This window comes from Sphingomonas sp. UYP23, from assembly GCF_054059235.1.
On sequence record NZ_JBSSBX010000001.1, the window covers coordinates 3,727,867 to 3,743,838 of the forward strand.

Consider the following 15,972-nt stretch of genomic DNA (forward strand, 5'->3'; position numbering starts at 1 on the left):
CGCCATGCGAAAGCGTGGGGATGCCGCGCTATTTCTTTCATGTCCTGAACCAGACCGCCCACGTTCACGATGATGTCGGTGCGGAGCTGAGCTCGCTTGCGGTCGCACGGTCTCGGGCGTCGGATGCGGCGGGGGAAATCCTGACGTCGGATCTTCGCGACGGGAAGACCGACATCGTCTTCGACGTCCAGGTCGAGGACGACCATGGCGCGCGCGTACTGACGGTCCATGTCGTCGGGACAGTCGAGACGGGTGTGCCCGCGCGATAAAGCGCGGACGCGTGGTTACGGCTTGAGGCTTTGTTGCAAAACTGATGGCGGGGATTCACGCAGGGAATCGAGCGGTATAGATAGGCGTAATGCCCAAACCTGCCGCACCTGTGTATCGTACGACGAACTGGCCTGAGTATAATGCGGCGCTGAAGCGGCGTGGGTCGCTGGAAATATGGTTTGATCCGGAGATGCACTGGCTTTCGAAGCCGTGTGGTCGCCCTGGTCGCCCGATGCGGTTTTCAGACAGCGCGATAGAGCTGTGCCTGACGCTGAAGACGCTGTTCAACCTGCCTTTGCGGCAAGTGACGGGGTTGGTTTCGAGCCTGATCAAAATGGCGGGGCTGGATTGGTCGGTGCCGGATTATACGACGCTGTGCCGACGGCAGAAGACGTTGAAGGTCAACCTCGGCGGGCGGATCAGCTCGGGCGGACTGCACCTGCTGGTCGACAGCACCGGGATCAAAATGACGGGAGAAGGCGAGTGGAAGACGCGCAAACACGGACCGTCCTACCGTCGCCAGTGGCGCAAGGTGCATCTCGGGATTGATGCTGGGACGCTGGATATCCGGGCCATTGAGGTCACGACGAATGCCATTGGTGACGCACCGACGCTGCCCGTTCTCCTGGCGCAAATTCCCGGAGACGAGCGGATACTCAGCGTCGGCGGAGATGGCGCTTATGATACCAGGGACTGCCATGCCGCTATTGCCGGGCGCGGTGCCGATGCGGTCATCCCGGTCCGCCGCAACGGGCAACCATGGGCAGAAGGCGGTCCCGGCGTCGATGCACGCAATGGAGCGCTACGCGCGACAAACCGGCTTGGTCGCGCAATCTGGAAAAAGTGGAGCGGCTATCATCGCCGCAGTCTGGTCGAGACCAAAATGCACTGCTTCAAACTCCTGGGCCAGCGCGTTGTCGCCCGCACCTTCGATCGTCAGATTACCGAGCTCAAAGTCCGTGCTGCAATTCTCAATCGGTTCTCCGAAATAGGAACGCCGGTGACCGTCCGCATCCAATAACATCTTCAAGTAAAACGTCGGTCATGCTCTCGCGTAATTATGCAACAAAGCCACGGCTTGAGGTGCAGATAGCGCGGGTTGAAATCGCTCGCGTCGCGCAGCGCGTCCCAGTCGAGGATCGCGATCTGGCGCCGGTCGCGCGAGATGAAGCCGCGCTGCGTCAGCGCGCGCAGCACGCGGTTGACATGCACCGGGGTGAGCCCGACCGCGTCGCCGACCTGCTCCTGCGTCATCGGCAGGTCGTACAGCCGGTCCTTCGCGCCCGTCGCGAGTTCGAGCCTGACCGCCAGTTCGCACAGCAGATGCCCGACGCGACTGTGCGCGTCGCGGCGCCCGACATTGACGATCCATTCGCGGAAGATCGACGCGCTGATCAGCACTTCGCTCCACAAGGCCGCACCGATCGCAGGCCGCGTCAGCGCGAGCGTGCGCAAGGCGGCCGAATCGATCTCGGCGACGCTGGCGCGAGTCAGCGCCTGCAAGTTGTGATCGGTTTCGTTGAGGAAAAGGTGCTGCAGGTCGATGAAATCGCCGGGGATCTCGACCGAGACGATCTGGCGCGCACCATCGCTCGTCAATTTCTGGCGATAGCAAAAGCCCGACAGCAGGACGGCGCAGCGCGTGCGCTGCGTCCCTTCGCGGACCAAATAGCTCGACGGTTCGATCTGGCGTTGCGTGTAGGGAAGCGTGCGGATGGCGCTGCGGTCGTCCTCCGAAAGGACCGAGCGGGATTCGATGCGAGTGATGATCGCTTCAAGAATGGGATCGAAAGGCATTGGCGCTCCGCGGGGGCGGGGTGTAAGCAGATCACAGTCGCCTAGGACTGTGTAGCCGCGTGCGGGACGGGGCGCTTTAGCGTGGATCGTTCCGCTTGAGCTTATCAAATATCAATAATTTCAGTGTCGTGCGCAGTTTCCGGCAGGGCACGCTCGCGCGCGATGGTATGCAGGGACTGGCGCTGACGCGACGATCGGCGGCGTCTTGGGGATGTGTATCTGTCCCTGTCTTCCTCGAGGAGCGTTTATGCCTCGGTGTCGAGATTGCGATCTCGTCGGCGTCCGAGCCCGCGCCATTGCGGTGGCGCGCGACCTGATCGCTGCCGATGCGGCAAGCGGAATGCTGTATGTCGACACGCGGCTCTCGATCGCTGACGATAGCGGCGTAACCGCGCTCGACCTCGCCTTCACCGCTGCGGTCGCCGTCATTTCCGGCCCCGGCGCGTCGCACTGATCTCAGCGTGCTTCTGGCCTCATGGCACTTGCCCCCGTATAGCGGCGCGCTTTCCCCCTGCTGCCGGAGGCCACCATGCGCTTCACCCTTGATCGCTTCGACCTTGATGCCTTTGTCGCTGCCACGCTCGCCGAGGATCTCGGCCCAGGCGGCGACATCACCTCGGCGGCGGTGATCCCCGCCGATGCGCGTTTCACCGGAGTGATGGACAGCCGCGACGCGATCGTCGTGGCGGGCTTGCCGATCGCCGAGGCGTTCTTCCGCGCGCTCGATCCCGCGGTGCAAATCGAGCGGCTGGTCGGGGAGGGCGCGCGCGTCGAGGCCGGCACCGCGCTCCTGCGGCTGCAGGGCCTGGCGCGTGCGCTGCTCACCGCCGAGCGCTCGGCGCTCAACACCGTTCAGCATCTGTCGGGAATCGCGACGATGACGCGCGGCTATGTCGATGCGATCGCGGGGACCGGAGCGACCTTGCTCGACACGCGCAAGACGATCCCCGGCCTTCGCACGCTCGAAAAATATGCGACGCGGATGGGTGGGGCGACCAATCACCGGATGGGGCTGTGGGACGCTGCGATGATCAAGGACAATCACGTCGCGGTCGCCGGCGGGGTCGGCCCGGCGGTGGCGCGCGCCGTTGCCGCCGGGATCGCGCGGATCATCGTCGAGGTCGACGCGATCGCGCAGATCGAGCCTGCGCTCGCGGCGGGGGCGACACATCTGCTGCTCGACAATATGGCGCCTCCCATGCTGCGCGAAGCGGTCACGCTGGTCGCCGGGCGCGTTCCGACCGAGGCATCGGGCGGTGTCCGGCTCGACACGATCCGCGCAATCGCCGGGACGGGGGTGACCTATGTCAGCGTCGGGCGGCTGACGCAGTCGGCGCCCGCCGCCGATATCGGGCTGGATTTCACCGCGATCGGATGAGGCATTGCGTGGGCCGCGCGCTCGGGGTTAGTCTGGCGCGTAAGGGCTTCAGAACGGGGGAATGAATCGTGGAACGGCCGGCCTCGATCACGCTATTCGAACGCTGCTATCTCGGCGCGGTCGTCGTCGGGCTGGTGAACAGTGCGATGGCGTGGAACGATACGATGGCGCGCATTGCCGAACAGCCGGCTGCGGCCCAGTTGGGCAGTGCGTTCGGGCAGTCGATGCTGATCGGGGTTACGGTCCTTAGTATCGTCATCTCGCTGTTGCTCTGGTACTTTACCGCACGCCAGGCCTCGGTCGTGACGAAGTGGATCATCACCGGCTTCTTCGGGATCGGCGCGCTCAGTTTCGTGCTTGCTGCGGTCAAGGGGACGATGCCGCAGGGGGTTGGTGGCATTCTTGCGGTGCTGGCTTGGGTGCTCAATGCTGTCGCGGTTTTTGCGCTGTTCAAGCCCGCAAGCAAAGTCTGGTTCGGGGAGACCGCAGCATGAAGCTTTTGTCCAAGGCCGTCGTCGCGGCGATGCTCGCGTTGCCGGGTGTCGTGCAGGCGCAGGCACTGCACTGCAGCGTGCCCGCGAGCCTGCCGAGCCCGCATCCCGATCTCGCCTCGGCGAGCCAGCCGCAGCGGGTGCGGCCGATTACCGGCTATACGCTCGCTTTGACCTGGGCGCCCGAATATTGCCACGGCAATACCAATGATCCGACGAAGAGCTTCGAATGCGGCGGCGGCAATCGCTTCGGTTTCACGCTCCATGGGCTCTGGCCCGACGGGGTTGGATCGGAATGGCCGCAATATTGCACCGCGACGCCGATCCTGCCGCCCGAATTGATCAAGCGGCATGTCTGCGCGACGCCGTCGCCGCAATTGCTCCAGCACGAATGGTCGAAGCATGGCACGTGCATGGGGATCACGCCGGACGCCTATTTCGCGCGCTCGAGCGGGCTGTACGGCAAGCTGCGCTACCCCGACATGGACCGGCTGTCGCGCCGTGCGCTGACCGCGGGGCAACTCGCCGAGGCTTTCGCCGCTGCCAATCCGGGGGTGCCAGCGACCGCGGTGCGTATTACCGCGAACAAGAAGGGCTGGCTCGACGAGCTGTGGCTGTGCCTCGACAAGAGCTTTGCCTATACGCGCTGCGTCGCCGGATCGGGCGGGCTGGCGAACGCCGACAGTGTCAAGGTGTGGCGCGGCCGACGCTACTAAGCGTCGGCACCCCTCGCTTCGGTTACTTCGCGTCGATCACCGCGGTGGCCGGATAGTGTTTGTCGAGATGGCGCTTGATGATCTTCAAGTTCCGTGTGTTCGAGCGGAACAGCAGATCGGGGATCGCGCCGACGAACGGCACCGCGCCGAGCACGAAATCGATCCCGACATTGCCGAACATCCGTGCCATCTGCATCTTGGACATGCCGAGGTTACGCGCTTCCCATACCATCCAGGCGCCCATCGCCGCACCGACCACGTCGCCGCCGATCGGGATCAGATCGAGGATCACGTCGAGCCCGATCTTGCGGTTGATGCCCGGAATCGTGAACAGGCCCTCGAGCAGATGCTCCATCGCCTCGATCCGCTTGCGCACCGCAACGGGATCCTTGCTCGCATAGTGAGCGGCAAAGTCGCCGAGCGGCGGGGGAGTCATGCGAGACGTGTTGGCCATGTCACCTCAGTTTGAATCGTTGCGCAGGTGACTCAACGGGTGCCACGCGCGCGAGTTCCCCGTCCACGCCTTTAGCCCGACACTGACCAGTGACCAGCGCAGCGGGCGCGCGAGCGGGATGAAGGCGACGTCGCTCGCCAATGCCGCATCGGCGGCGGCGATCTGTTGTGCCCGCAGGCGCGGCGAATCGGCTTCGCGCGCCGCCTCGATCGCCGTGGTCGCGGCTTCGCTGCACGGCTGACAGGCGGTCGCGACGTACCAGCGGCCACTGTCATACGGCGCGACCGCGTCGATGAGCCGCAGATCGGCCGCGGCATCGAGTGCGACGCGTTCGGGCTGGATACCGAGCGACAGCAAGGCCGCGCCGACATACCCGAACAGCACCGTCCCGCCCGGTCCGCTCGGCACCGCGATCCGGATTCGCAGGTCGCCGGGATTGGCGGCGCGCCATTGGTCGATCCGTGCGCGCGCCGTCGGCTCGCCCTCGGCGGGTGGTTGCGACCACGCTGGCACTGCGGGTGGCGCGGCCGAATCGAGCTGTTCGGGGAGCAGCTGCGTATCGGCGGGCCAATCGGCCGAGATCGCCGCGACGAAGCCCGCGCGGTCGATCGTGCGCGCGATTGCGGCGCGATTGCCGGGATCGGCCAGCACGCCGTCGCGGTTGACGACCGCGAGCCCGAACACTCCGGCGGCGGGATCGAACCGGCGGTTGGCAGGCGCGATCTGCGTCGTCATGACGAGCGGCCAGTCATCGAAGCTCCCACCGGTGACGAGCGCCGCCTCGCCACGTTCGAACCGCACGATCGCGCGCGCGGCGCGCTCGCCGATCAGCTTGACGGTCGCGGCGGGTGATGGCTCGGCGGCATCGTCATCGAGCGCGCGCGCCGGATCGAAGGCGGGACGCAGCGTTACGCTGCGGCGGCGCTGCGCGATGACGCGAAACGGCCCGCTGCCGCTCGGCGGCTGAACGCGAAAGAGCGCGAGTTCGGGTTGTGCGAACAGCTTGAGGAGATCGGGCCGCGGTCGCTTGAGCCGGATCTCGATCACCTCGGGAGTCATCTCGACGATCTCGTCGATCGCGGTGAGAAACGGGCGCAGGCTGTTGCGCGATTGCGGCGCGAGTTGGCGGCGCAGCAGTTTGACGACCTCGGACGCGGTCACCGGCTGCCCGTCGGCCCATTCGCTATCGCGCAGGCGGAAGATGTAGCTGGTGCCGTTGTCGATCACGCTCCAGCGTTCGGCGATTCCTGGCTCGACCTGGCCGGTCGCGTCGAAGCGGACGAGCCCTTGCGCCGTCGCATCGAGCATGACGCGCGCGGGCGTATCGAGCGCATCGCGGGCCGGATCCGCTAGCGCGGGTGCGCCGCCGATCGCGCTGACCACGACCGGGCCAGTATCGGCGCGCGGCGAGCAGGCGGCGAGCACGAGCAGCGCGGCAAGACCGAACGGCTTGGCGATCGGCGCGAGCGGGAGCGGGGCGTGCATCATCGCTCCGTCTTGCCACGCGGCCGGGGGGAGCGCCACCGGGTCATGGCGCCGGTGCGGTGGTGCGATTGGGCCGTTAGTCGAACGGACTTTCGTCCGGTTCGTGATGCGCGTGCGACAATTGGACTTCCCCGACGAGCAGCATTCCGTCGCTCACGGTAAAACCGCTTTTCTCATCGACCAGGTCGCCGTGGAAAGTCCCGAGAAAAGTCTGAAACCGCTCCATCGCGGCATTCACATCGTCTGGCATAGTCGTCTCCGGGGCTAACGCACGCTGAACACCGAGATTTTAGCCCAGACGGTGAATGAAGTCGAGCGATCCAGCGGGGAGCAGAACCCGTTTCCGGGCGAGCTTTCGCTCGGGTGTGGAGCGTTGTGGCGGTCACGCGACGAGCGCCCCTTCAAGATGTGTCCTGCCGACACCATTTCGCCGGGGCACACGATCCGCGCTTGGCTGCGCGCAGCCCATGTTCGACCGAAGGACCATCCGATGCACATCGACCTCACCGGCAAGACCGCCCTCGTCACGGGCTCGACCGAAGGCATCGGCTTCGGCATCGCGCAAGGGCTGGCCAGCGCGGGCGCGACGGTGATCGTCAACGGTCGCACGCAGGCGAAGGTCGATGCCGCGGTCGCGCGCCTTGGCGGCAGCGCGCGCGGCGTGGCGGCCGATCTCGGGAGTGTCGCGGGCCATGACGAGCTCGTCGCCGCGGTGCCGCAGGCGGACATCGTCGTCAGCAATCTTGGGATCTTCCAGCCGTCGGATTTCTTCGAGACCGATGACGCGACGTGGGACCGGCACTGGCAGGTCAACGTGATGGCCGGCGTCCGGCTCGCGCGCGCCTATCTGCCGGGGATGGAAGCGAGCGGCTGGGGCCGCTTCCTGTTCCTGGCGTCCGAATCGGCGTTCAACATCCCGGTCGAGATGATCCATTACGGTGTCAGTAAGACCGCCGACGTGGCGCTCGCGCGCGGTCTCGCCAAGCGGATGACGGGAACCGGGGTGACGGTGAATTCGGTGCTGCCGGGGCCAACCTTGTCCGAAGGCGTCGAGGCAATGCTCGAGGCGGAACGCGCCAGGACGGGCAAATCGATCGAGGATGTCGCCGCGGCGTTCGTGCAGGAACACCGGGCGAGCTCGATCATCCAGCGCGCGGCGACGGTCGAGGAGGTTGCGAACATGGTCGTCTATCTCGCCTCGCCGCTGGCATCCGCGACGACGGGGGCCGCCTTGCGCGTCGATGGCGGCGTCATCGATACGCTGATGTGAGCGGCTGACGCTCGCGCTAGCCGGCAAGCACCACCGCGGCGAGCAGGCCACCGGCCGGATGGTTCGACAGAAACACCTCGGCGCCAAAGGTCTTGGCCTGCGCGCGCGCGATCGTCAGGCCAAGGCCGGTACCGCCGGTTGATCGCGAGCGGCTTGCGTCGCCGCGTTCGAACGGCGCGAACATCGCCTCGATCCGGCTTTCGGGGATGCCGCTTCCGAAGTCGCGGATCGCGATCGTCACCTTGCCGGGCGTCTTGAAGCATTCGATCTGCGCGCTGCCGCCGTGCTTCACCGCATTCTCGACGAGGTTGACGATGGTCCGCGTCAGCGCATTGGGCTTGACGCGCGCGACCGCGCCGCAGCCGCCGACGAAGGTGACGTCAGAGCCGAATTCGCTCGCATCCTCGGCGATGCTCGACAGCAGCGAATCGATATCGACGCTCGACAGGGGTTCACGGCTTTCGCTGCTGCGCGCGAGCTCGAGCCCTTCGCGCACCAGGGTCTGCGTCGCGACGAGATCGGCGGTGAGGCGTTCGCGCAACGCGTCGTCGCTGACCTGCTCGAGGCGCAGGCGAAGTCGCGTCAACGGCGTCTGCAGATCGTGGCTGATCGCGGCGAGCAATTGCGTGCGGTCGCGCACGCCGTCGCGTACGCGCTGCTGCATCACGTTGAACGAGCGGAGCGCTGCCTGCACTTCGGTCGGTCCGCGTTCGGCAACGGGCTCGGGCTCGCTGGCGATCGAGACTGCGCGCGCGGCTTCGGCGAGCCGCCGTAGCGGCGCCGCGGCGAGCCGACCGACCAGCATCGCCAGCAACGCGCTCGCGCCGAGCACGATCGAGAGATAGGCCGGGTCGAGCGTCGAACTGCGCGGCAGGATCAACGCCGGCAACAGGATCGCGAGTGAATGGGAGACACCGGCGCGATCGACGAAGCGGATCACCCAGCAATCGGGCTCTGGCAGGTCGGCGATCCCGGCTGCCAAGCGCCCGATGTCCGTCGAGGGTCGCGGCAGGCAGAGCCGGCTCGGTACCTGGCCCGCCTCGGGTCGAGCGGCTGCCCCGAGACGCTGGCGCAGGATGTCCGACAGTTCGAGATTGGGACGGACCGCGATCGTCGCGGGCGCCGGGATCGCGCCGAAGATGCGCCGCTCGGCGAGCAACTTTCCGAAGACATCGGGCGAGTCCTGCAGGCGTTTGACGACATCGACCGTGCTGAGCGCGACGCGCTCGAGGCGGACATGTTTGAAATCGCGCTGGCGGGCCTGTTCGGCGACGAAGAGCGATCCGATCGAGGCAGCGGACATGCCGATGGCGAGGATCAAAAAGATCCGCCCGGCCATCGACCCGACAAAGTCACGCGCACGAGCGAGCAACGTCGGGCGGTCAGGCGTAGGTGACATCGCTCGCCAGCACATAGCCTTCGTTGCGCACCGTCAGGATCAGCGCGTCGCCGCCTGGAACGCTTGCCATCTTCTGGCGCAAGCGGCTGATCTGCAGGTCGATCGAGCGATCGAAGGTGACCGTCGCGGCGCGTTCGGGGAGCAGTTCCTCGCGCGTCAGCACGATGTTGGGCGCTTCGGTGAAGCGGCTGAGCAGGCGGAATTCGGCTGAGGACAGCATCACCAGCCGGTCGTCAGGCGCGACGAGGCGGCGCTGCACCAGATCGAGCCGCCAGCCGCCGAACGTCGCGGTGCGCGCGTTGCGCGATTTCGCGCCCTCTTCGTCGCGCGTCCTGCGCAGCAGGTTGCGCACGCGCGCAACGAGCTCGCGCGGTTCGAACGGCTTGGTCAGATAGTCGTCGGCACCGAGCTCGAGCCCGAGCACGCGGTCGATCGCGCTGTCGCGCGCGGTGACCATGATGATGCCGACCGTAATCCCCTGCGCGCGCAGCTCGCGGCATAGATTGAGGCCATCGCCGTCGGGCAGGTTGAGATCGAGCACGATGAGATCGGCGGGCCGTTCGGCGAGCGCGGGGCGGATATCGGCGACGGTGCCGACGCCGACCACGTCATGCCCATCGCGCACGAGCTGCGCGATGATCAGCTCGCGGATATCCTCGTCATCATCGACGACGAGCACACGGCTTGGAGCGGGGTCGAGGCTTGGGACCATGCGCGTCGATAGCATCGGACATTCGCCACGTCCTGCAGATCCGGGTGCGTGATACACGTCGATACACGCCGTTGCGCGGCGCTACGGGGCAATACCGATCCACTAGGCGCGACACCAACTTTGGCTTTTTGCGCCTACATTGGAAGCGCAGGGCACAGGGCGCAGATTGCCAGGTCGGTCGACTGCCCCGGAGATTGCAATGCCTCGTTCGATGCCAGCCCGGTCGGCTGTCCTGATTGCCATGCCGCTGTTGTTAGGCCTTGGCGCATGCGGCAAGCAGTCCGGCCCGCCCGCATTCCCCACGCCCGAGGTCGGCTTCGTGACCTTGAGCACGGGGTCGGTGACGCTGTCGACCGAGCTCCCGGGCCGGACGTCCGCCTTCATGTCGTCCGAGGTGCGGCCGCAGATTTCCGGGCTGATCAAGGCGCGGCTGTTCACCGAGGGCTCGCTCGTCAAGGCGGGGCAACCGCTCTACCAGATCGACCCGTCGCTCTACAGCGCGACCGTCCAGCAGGCGACGGCGTCGCTCGCCAACGCCCAGGCCAACGCCGTGGCCGCGACCGCCAAGGCGGCGCGCTATGGCCGGCTCACCGACATCGAGGCGGTGAGCAAGCAGGACAAGGACGATGTGATCGCCGCGGCGGGCCAAGCGCGCGCTTCGGTCGCCGAGGCGCAGGCGACGCTGCGTACCGCGCGGATCAATTTGGCGTTCACGCGGATCACCGCGCCGATCACCGGACGGATCGGCCGCTCGACCTATACACAGGGCGCGCTCGTCACCGCGAGCCAGACCGATGCGCTGGCGACGATCCAGCGGCTCGACCCGATCTTCGTCGACATCACGCAATCCTCGTCCAAGATCATCGCGCTGCGCCAGGCGCTTGCCTCGGGCGGCGCGCTGCCCGCGAGCGCGACGATCCGGCTGAAGCTCGAGAACGGCACCGACTAACCGCAGGTCGGCCGCATCGAGTTCGCCGAGGCCACGGTCGACCAGAATACCGGCAGCGTGACGATCCGCGCGCGCTTCCCCAACCCCAACAATCTGCTGCTGCCCGGCATGTTCGTGCGGATCGTCTCGCCCGAGGCGATCGTGCCCAATGCGATCCTCGCGCCGCAGGACGGGATCAGCCGCGATCCGACCGGGGCCGCGACCGCGCTGGTCGTCGGCGCGGACAACAAGGTGGTGCAGAAGACCGTTACCGCCGATCGCGCGATCGGCAACAAATGGCTGATCACCGCCGGGCTCAAGGCGGGCGACAAGCTGATCGTCGAGGGCGTCGACAAGGCCAAGCCCGGCGCATTGGTCAAGCCCGTCGCCGTCAAGGCGAACTGAGCGATGAGCAATTTCTTCATCAACCGCCCGATCTTCGCCTGGGTGCTCGCGATCGGGATCATGCTGGCGGGTATCGCTTCGGCGATGTCGCTGGCGATCGCGCAATATCCCGACGTCGCGCCGCCCTCGGTCTCGGTCAGTGCGACCTATCCCGGCGCATCGGCGGCGACGGTCGAGACGAGCGTCACGCAGATCCTCGAGCAGCAGCTGACCGGGATCGACGGGCTGCTCTATTTCTCTTCGAGCTCGAGCTCGGCGGGGAGCGCGTCGATCACGGTGACCTTCGAGAAGGGCACCGATCCCGACACCGCGCAGGTGCAGGTCCAGAACAAGGTCCAGCAGGCGCTGTCGCGGTTGCCCAACCAGGTGCAGCAGCAGGGCGTGACCGTCACCAAGTCGAACAGCGACTTCCTGATGATCGTCGCGATCTATGACAAGACCGACCGCGCCAACCAGACCGCGATCGCCGATTATCTCGTCAACACCTATCAGGACCCGCTCGCGCGCGTGAACGGCGTCGGACAGAGTCAGGTCTTCGGCTCGCAATATGCGATGCGCATCTGGCTTGATCCGTACAAGCTCGCCGCGGTCAAATTGATGCCGTCGGACGTGCAGACCGCGATCAGCGCGCAGAATGTCGAAGTCTCGGCCGGGCAGATCGGGCAGAAGCCTGCGCCGGCCGGCCAGCGGCTCAACGCCACCGTCACCGCCAAGTCGCGGTTCCAGACGCCCGAGCAGTTCCGCAACATCATCGTCAAGGCGCAGACCGACGGATCGGTCGTGCGACTGTCCGACGTCGCGCGGATCGAGCTCGGCAATGAGAGCTACGACACGGTGTCGCGCGTCAACGGGCATCCCGGCGGCGCGATCGCGATCCAGCTCGCGCCGGGCGCCGACGCACTTGCCACCGCAACCGCGGTCAAGGCGAAGGTCAAGGAGCTCGAGGTCAGCCTGCCGAGCGGCTATGTCATCGATTATCCGCGCGACACGACCGACTTCATCAAGCTGTCGGTCGAGGAAGTCGTCAAGACGCTGTTCGAGGCGATCGTCCTCGTCGTGATCGTGATGTTCGTCTTCCTGCAGAGCTGGCGCGCGACGCTTGTCCCGGCGATCGCGGTGCCGGTGGTGCTGCTCGGCACGTTCGGCGTGCTCGCGCTGTTCGGCTATTCGATCAACACGATGACGCTGTTCGGCATGGTGCTGTCGATCGGCCTGCTCGTCGACGACGCGATCGTCGTCGTCGAGAATGTCGAGCGCATCATGGCCGAGGAAGGTCTGTCGCCGCGTGATGCGACGATCAAGTCGATGGGCGAGATCGGCAGTGCGCTGGTGGGCATCGCGCTGGTGCTGTCGGCGGTGCTGCTGCCGATGGCGTTCTTCGGCGGCTCGACGGGCGTGATCTATCGCCAGTTCTCGATCACGATCGTCTCGGCGATGCTGCTGTCAGTGCTCGTCGCGCTGATCCTGACGCCGGCTTTGTGCGCGACGTTGCTCAAGCCGAGCCACCAGGACCCGCTCGAGCGCAAGGGGCCGTTCGGCAAGTTCAACCGCTGGTTCGACCGCACGACCGGGCGCTATGTCGGCGCGGTGCGCAGTGTCGTCGGGCGCCGTGCCTTGCACTTGGGCGTCTATGCGGTGATCTGCGTCGTTCTCGCCGTGCTGTTCGTGCGGCTGCCGACCGGCTTCCTGCCGACCGAGGATCAGGGGCAGGCGCTGGTCCAGTTCACGCTCCCCGCGGGCGCCACCGCCGAGCGCACCGATGCGGTCGCGCATCAGGTCGAGAACTATTTCCTCACCACCGAGAAGAAGAACGTCGCCAGCCTGCTCAGCATCCAGGGGTTCGGCTTCTCGGGCTCGGGGCAGAATGCGGGCCTTGCCTTCGGCAATCTCGCACCATTCAAGGATCGCAGCGACACGGCCAATTCGGCCGACGCGATCACCGGACGCGCGACGATGAAGCTCATGGCGATCCGCGATGCGCAGGTCTTCGCGCTGACCCCGCCGGCGATCTCGGGGCTCGGCCAGTCGAACGGCTTCACCTTCGAGCTGCTCAATACCGGCGGGCTCAGCCAGGCGCGCTTCCTCGAATTGCGCAACCAGCTGATCGCGGCGGCGGGGAAGGACCCCAAGCTGGCGGGCGTCCGCGCCGGTTCGCTCGACGATACGCCGCAGCTGCATGTCGATATCGACGAAGCCAAGCTCGCCGCGCTCGGCCTCGCCGAAAGCGACGTGACCGCGACGCTCAGTTCGGCTTGGGGCAGCACCTATATCAACGACTTCGTCGATCGCGGGCGCGTCAAGCGCGTCTACATGCAGGCCGACGCGCAGTTCCGCGCGCTGCCGAGCGATCTCGACAATTGGATGGTACGCGCGGCGTCGACAGGTACGATGACGCCGTTCTCGGCCTTCGCCACTACGAGCTGGACCAAGGGGCCGTCGTCGCTGTCGCGCTTCAACGGGCAGTCGTCCTATGAAATCCAGGGGCAGGCGGCGTCGGGCTCGAGCTCGGGCGATGCGCTGAAGGCGATCGTCGCGTTGCAGCAGAAGCTGCCGAAGGGCACCGGCTATGCGTGGAGCGGGCTGTCGTATCAGGAACAGCTGACCAGCGGGCAGGCCCCCAAGCTCTATGCGATCTCGATCCTGGTCGTGTTCCTGTGTCTTGCCGCGCTTTACGAAAGCTGGTCGATCCCGATCGCGGTGTTGCTGGTGGTTCCGCTCGGGGTGATCGGCGCGGTGGTCGCGGTCACTTTGCGCGGGCTCGACAACAACATCTATTTCCAGGTCGGCCTGCTCACCACGATCGGGCTGGCGGCAAAGAATGCGATCCTGATCGTCGAATTCGCCGAGGATGCGCACAAGGCGGGCAAGAACGCGCTCGACGCCGCGCTCGAGGCGGCCAAGGTGCGGCTGCGGCCGATCCTGATGACGAGCCTCGCCTTCATCGCCGGCGTCGTTCCGCTCGCCATCGCGACGGGGGCGGGCGCGCAGAGCCGGATCGCGATCGGCACCGCGGTGATCGGCGGGATGCTGACCGCCACCGCGATCGCGATCTTCTACGTGCCGATGTTCTTCGTCCTGGTCGGGCGATTGTTCGGGATGGACAAGACCGACTCTGACCACCGTGACGACGCGCCGGCCTTGCCCGTGCCGGAGACCAAGTGATGCGCCAGCCCTTCCTTATCGTCGCCACCGCGGTGCTGCTGTCAGGATGCAATCTGGCGCCGGTCTATGTCCGCCCGGCGGCGCCGGTTGCGCCAAGTTTTCCGACGGGGCCGGCCTATGGCGCGGCGGCGTCGGACACAGAGGCGCCGCTGGCCTGGCGCGATGTCTTCACCGACCCCAGCCTGCGCACGATCATCGACCGCGCGCTCACTAACAATCGCGATCTGCGCGCGGCCGTTGCCAATATCGCCTCGGCGCGCGCGCAATACCGCGTCCAGCGCGCGTCGCAGCTGCCGACGATCTCGGCGAGCGGCGGCCCGTCGCTGTCGCGCGGCGGCAATTCGACCGGGGCGACCGGGGGAATCGACAGCTATTCCGCCGATGTCGGGGTGAGCGGCTTCGAGATCGATCTGTTCGGGCGGCTCAAGAATCTCAGCAAGGCGGCGTTCGAGACCTATCTCGCCACTGAGGCAGGCGCGCGCAACACGCGCCTCGCGCTGATCGCCGAGACCGCCACGGCCTATGCGACGCTCGCCGCCGATCAGGATCTGCTCGCGGTCGCGCAGGACACCGTCGCCAGCACCGCGCGCTCGCTCCGGCTGACGCGCTCGCTCAACGATGCCGGGCTGACCGGCAAGGTCGATGTCCGATCGATCGAGACGACCAACGCGCAATCGCGCTCCGACGTCGAGAAGGCGACGACGCAGGTCGCGCAGGATCGCAACGCGCTCGAATTGCTGGTGGGTGCGCCGGTCGAGACGGCACTGCTCCCGGGCAAGCTCGACACGCTGCAGGGCGGGATCGCCAAGGTGCCGGTCGGGGTTTCGTCGGAGGTGCTGCTGCGCCGCCCCGACGTGATCGAGGCGGAACATCAGCTGATCGGCGCCAACGCCAATATCGGCGCGGCGCGCGCGGCGTTCTTCCCGACGATCACGCTCACCTCGGCGGTCGGGTTCGCCAGTACCGCGCTGTCCTCGCTCTTCAGCGGCGGTGCGTTTTCGTGGTCGGGGAGCTCGTCGGCGAGTGTGCCGATCTTCGGCGGCACCAACCGCGGCAACCTCGCATACAGCGTCGCGCAGCGCGACCTGTACCTCGCGCAATATGAGAAAGCGGTGCAGAGCGCGTTCCGCGAAGTCGCCGATGCGCTCGCGCGGGCCGGCACGATCGAGCGGCAGCAAGCGGCACAGGCCGATCTGCTGCGCGCGTCGGGTCAGGCGAACGTGCTCGCCGAGGCGCGCTATCGCGAGGGGATCGACACCTATCTCTCGGCGCTGGTCACCCAGCGGACGTATTACACCGCGCGCCAGACCAAGATCGCGACCGATCTCGCGGCGCTCAGCAACCGCGTCACGCTCTATCAGGTGCTTGGCGGAGACAGTGCGGGCGAGAGCGCGGGGTCGGGTCGCTATCCCGCGAATGTGGATGGCAGCGCGGCGCGTTCCGACGGTCCTACGCCCACGCCGTCGAGATAGGCGTCGGTCGAACCATTGCGGGCGCGCGCATGG

General features: G+C 66.6%; 15 protein-coding genes and 1 pseudogene. 10 read left to right on the forward strand and 6 right to left on the reverse strand.

Annotation, left to right across the window (positions count from 1 at the left end; genetic code table 11):
* The first annotated feature begins 20 nt into the window (after positions 1-20).
* Both ACVWYO_RS18385 and ACVWYO_RS18390 read left to right on the forward strand, forming a co-directional pair.
* The gene (locus ACVWYO_RS18385) at positions 21-269 is read left to right on the forward strand and encodes a DUF6894 family protein (protein ID WP_457353249.1); all 249 of its coding nucleotides are present in this window, start codon (positions 21-23) and stop codon (positions 267-269) included.
* A gap of 89 nt (positions 270-358) precedes the next feature.
* Positions 359-1,291 carry an IS5 family transposase gene (locus ACVWYO_RS18390; protein WP_457352692.1) on the forward strand — a complete coding sequence of 311 codons (933 nt, stop codon included), beginning with the start codon at positions 359-361 and terminating at the stop codon, positions 1,289-1,291.
* A gap of 5 nt (positions 1,292-1,296) precedes the next feature.
* Here ACVWYO_RS18390 and ACVWYO_RS18395 read toward each other — a convergent pair whose 3' ends face one another.
* Entirely contained in the window at positions 1,297-2,067 is a 771-nt protein-coding gene (locus tag ACVWYO_RS18395; RefSeq protein WP_457353251.1) for a Crp/Fnr family transcriptional regulator, read from the reverse strand.
* A 247-nt stretch (positions 2,068-2,314) separates the two neighbouring features.
* On the opposite strand from ACVWYO_RS18395, the gene ACVWYO_RS18400 reads away from it, so the two are divergent.
* From ACVWYO_RS18400 to ACVWYO_RS18415, 4 genes are all read left to right on the forward strand, one after another.
* A complete protein-coding gene (locus ACVWYO_RS18400) occupies positions 2,315-2,521 on the forward strand; it encodes a hypothetical protein (protein ID WP_457353253.1) in 207 nt (68 codons plus the stop codon).
* 75 nt (positions 2,522-2,596) lie between these two features.
* On the forward strand, positions 2,597-3,445 hold the full coding sequence (nadC, locus tag ACVWYO_RS18405; RefSeq protein WP_457353255.1) for a carboxylating nicotinate-nucleotide diphosphorylase: 849 nt from the start codon (positions 2,597-2,599) through the stop codon (positions 3,443-3,445).
* Between the two features lie 68 nt (positions 3,446-3,513).
* Positions 3,514-3,939 carry a hypothetical protein gene (locus ACVWYO_RS18410; protein ID WP_457353257.1) on the forward strand — a complete coding sequence of 142 codons (426 nt, stop codon included), beginning with the start codon at positions 3,514-3,516 and terminating at the stop codon, positions 3,937-3,939.
* A complete protein-coding gene (locus ACVWYO_RS18415) occupies positions 3,936-4,652 on the forward strand; it encodes a ribonuclease T2 family protein (RefSeq protein WP_457353259.1) in 717 nt (238 codons plus the stop codon). The genes ACVWYO_RS18410 and ACVWYO_RS18415 overlap by 4 nt, the downstream gene beginning before the upstream one ends.
* A gap of 22 nt (positions 4,653-4,674) precedes the next feature.
* On the opposite strand, the gene ACVWYO_RS18420 is transcribed toward ACVWYO_RS18415, so the two are convergent.
* The 3 genes from ACVWYO_RS18420 to ACVWYO_RS18430 all read right to left on the reverse strand — a co-directional run bounded on the left by ACVWYO_RS18420 (position 4,675) and on the right by ACVWYO_RS18430 (position 6,841).
* Positions 4,675-5,088, reverse strand: coding sequence for a DUF4112 domain-containing protein (locus ACVWYO_RS18420; RefSeq protein ID WP_457355049.1), 414 nt, complete (start codon positions 5,086-5,088; stop codon positions 4,675-4,677).
* A 24-nt stretch (positions 5,089-5,112) separates the two neighbouring features.
* The gene (locus ACVWYO_RS18425; protein WP_457355051.1) at positions 5,113-6,591 is read right to left on the reverse strand and encodes an ABC transporter substrate-binding protein; all 1,479 of its coding nucleotides are present in this window, start codon (positions 6,589-6,591) and stop codon (positions 5,113-5,115) included.
* Between the two features lie 76 nt (positions 6,592-6,667).
* The gene (locus ACVWYO_RS18430) at positions 6,668-6,841 is read right to left on the reverse strand and encodes a hypothetical protein (protein WP_457353261.1); all 174 of its coding nucleotides are present in this window, start codon (positions 6,839-6,841) and stop codon (positions 6,668-6,670) included.
* Between the two features lie 240 nt (positions 6,842-7,081).
* Here ACVWYO_RS18430 and ACVWYO_RS18435 point away from each other — a divergent pair, with 240 nt between their 5' ends.
* A complete protein-coding gene (locus ACVWYO_RS18435) occupies positions 7,082-7,861 on the forward strand; it encodes an SDR family NAD(P)-dependent oxidoreductase (RefSeq protein WP_457353263.1) in 780 nt (259 codons plus the stop codon).
* A gap of 16 nt (positions 7,862-7,877) precedes the next feature.
* Here ACVWYO_RS18435 and ACVWYO_RS18440 read toward each other — a convergent pair whose 3' ends face one another.
* Both ACVWYO_RS18440 and ACVWYO_RS18445 read right to left on the reverse strand, forming a co-directional pair.
* Positions 7,878-9,260, reverse strand: coding sequence for an ATP-binding protein (locus ACVWYO_RS18440; protein ID WP_457353265.1), 1,383 nt, complete (start codon positions 9,258-9,260; stop codon positions 7,878-7,880).
* On the reverse strand, positions 9,244-9,972 hold the full coding sequence (locus ACVWYO_RS18445) for a response regulator transcription factor (RefSeq protein ID WP_457353267.1): 729 nt from the start codon (positions 9,970-9,972) through the stop codon (positions 9,244-9,246). Before ACVWYO_RS18445 ends, ACVWYO_RS18440 begins: the two co-directional genes overlap by 17 nt.
* A 199-nt stretch (positions 9,973-10,171) precedes the next feature.
* Here ACVWYO_RS18445 and ACVWYO_RS18450 point away from each other — a divergent pair.
* The 3 genes and pseudogenes from ACVWYO_RS18450 (at position 10,172) to ACVWYO_RS18460 (ending at position 15,939) form a co-directional block, all read left to right on the forward strand.
* A pseudogene (locus ACVWYO_RS18450) lies at positions 10,172-11,305 on the forward strand (efflux RND transporter periplasmic adaptor subunit).
* A gap of 3 nt (positions 11,306-11,308) precedes the next feature.
* Positions 11,309-14,467 carry an efflux RND transporter permease subunit gene (locus ACVWYO_RS18455; RefSeq protein ID WP_457353268.1) on the forward strand — a complete coding sequence of 1,053 codons (3,159 nt, stop codon included), beginning with the start codon at positions 11,309-11,311 and terminating at the stop codon, positions 14,465-14,467.
* Positions 14,467-15,939, forward strand: coding sequence for an efflux transporter outer membrane subunit (locus tag ACVWYO_RS18460; RefSeq protein WP_457353270.1), 1,473 nt, complete (start codon positions 14,467-14,469; stop codon positions 15,937-15,939). The genes ACVWYO_RS18455 and ACVWYO_RS18460 overlap by 1 nt, the downstream gene beginning before the upstream one ends.
* The last annotated feature ends 33 nt before the right edge of the window (positions 15,940-15,972 follow it).

What these genes read in the sequence shown, in the direction of transcription:
- ACVWYO_RS18430 (WP_457353261.1), bottom strand. Translation starts at nt 6,841, where the DNA reads ATGCCAGACGATGTGAATGCCGCGATGGAGCGGTTTCAGACTTTTCTC.
- ACVWYO_RS18435 (WP_457353263.1), top strand. Translation starts at nt 7,082, where the DNA reads ATGCACATCGACCTCACCGGCAAGACCGCCCTCGTCACGGGCTCGACC.
- ACVWYO_RS18425 (WP_457355051.1), bottom strand. Translation starts at nt 6,591, where the DNA reads ATGCACGCCCCGCTCCCGCTCGCGCCGATCGCCAAGCCGTTCGGTCTT.
- ACVWYO_RS18390 (WP_457352692.1), top strand. Translation starts at nt 359, where the DNA reads ATGCCCAAACCTGCCGCACCTGTGTATCGTACGACGAACTGGCCTGAG.
- ACVWYO_RS18440 (WP_457353265.1), bottom strand. Translation starts at nt 9,260, where the DNA reads ATGTCACCTACGCCTGACCGCCCGACGTTGCTCGCTCGTGCGCGTGAC.
- ACVWYO_RS18400 (WP_457353253.1), top strand. Translation starts at nt 2,315, where the DNA reads ATGCCTCGGTGTCGAGATTGCGATCTCGTCGGCGTCCGAGCCCGCGCC.
- ACVWYO_RS18445 (WP_457353267.1), bottom strand. Translation starts at nt 9,972, where the DNA reads ATGGTCCCAAGCCTCGACCCCGCTCCAAGCCGTGTGCTCGTCGTCGAT.
- ACVWYO_RS18455 (WP_457353268.1), top strand. Translation starts at nt 11,309, where the DNA reads ATGAGCAATTTCTTCATCAACCGCCCGATCTTCGCCTGGGTGCTCGCG.
- ACVWYO_RS18385 (WP_457353249.1), top strand. Translation starts at nt 21, where the DNA reads ATGCCGCGCTATTTCTTTCATGTCCTGAACCAGACCGCCCACGTTCAC.
- ACVWYO_RS18415 (WP_457353259.1), top strand. Translation starts at nt 3,936, where the DNA reads ATGAAGCTTTTGTCCAAGGCCGTCGTCGCGGCGATGCTCGCGTTGCCG.
- nadC (WP_457353255.1), top strand. Translation starts at nt 2,597, where the DNA reads ATGCGCTTCACCCTTGATCGCTTCGACCTTGATGCCTTTGTCGCTGCC.
- ACVWYO_RS18460 (WP_457353270.1), top strand. Translation starts at nt 14,467, where the DNA reads ATGCGCCAGCCCTTCCTTATCGTCGCCACCGCGGTGCTGCTGTCAGGA.
- ACVWYO_RS18420 (WP_457355049.1), bottom strand. Translation starts at nt 5,088, where the DNA reads ATGACTCCCCCGCCGCTCGGCGACTTTGCCGCTCACTATGCGAGCAAG.
- ACVWYO_RS18395 (WP_457353251.1), bottom strand. Translation starts at nt 2,067, where the DNA reads ATGCCTTTCGATCCCATTCTTGAAGCGATCATCACTCGCATCGAATCC.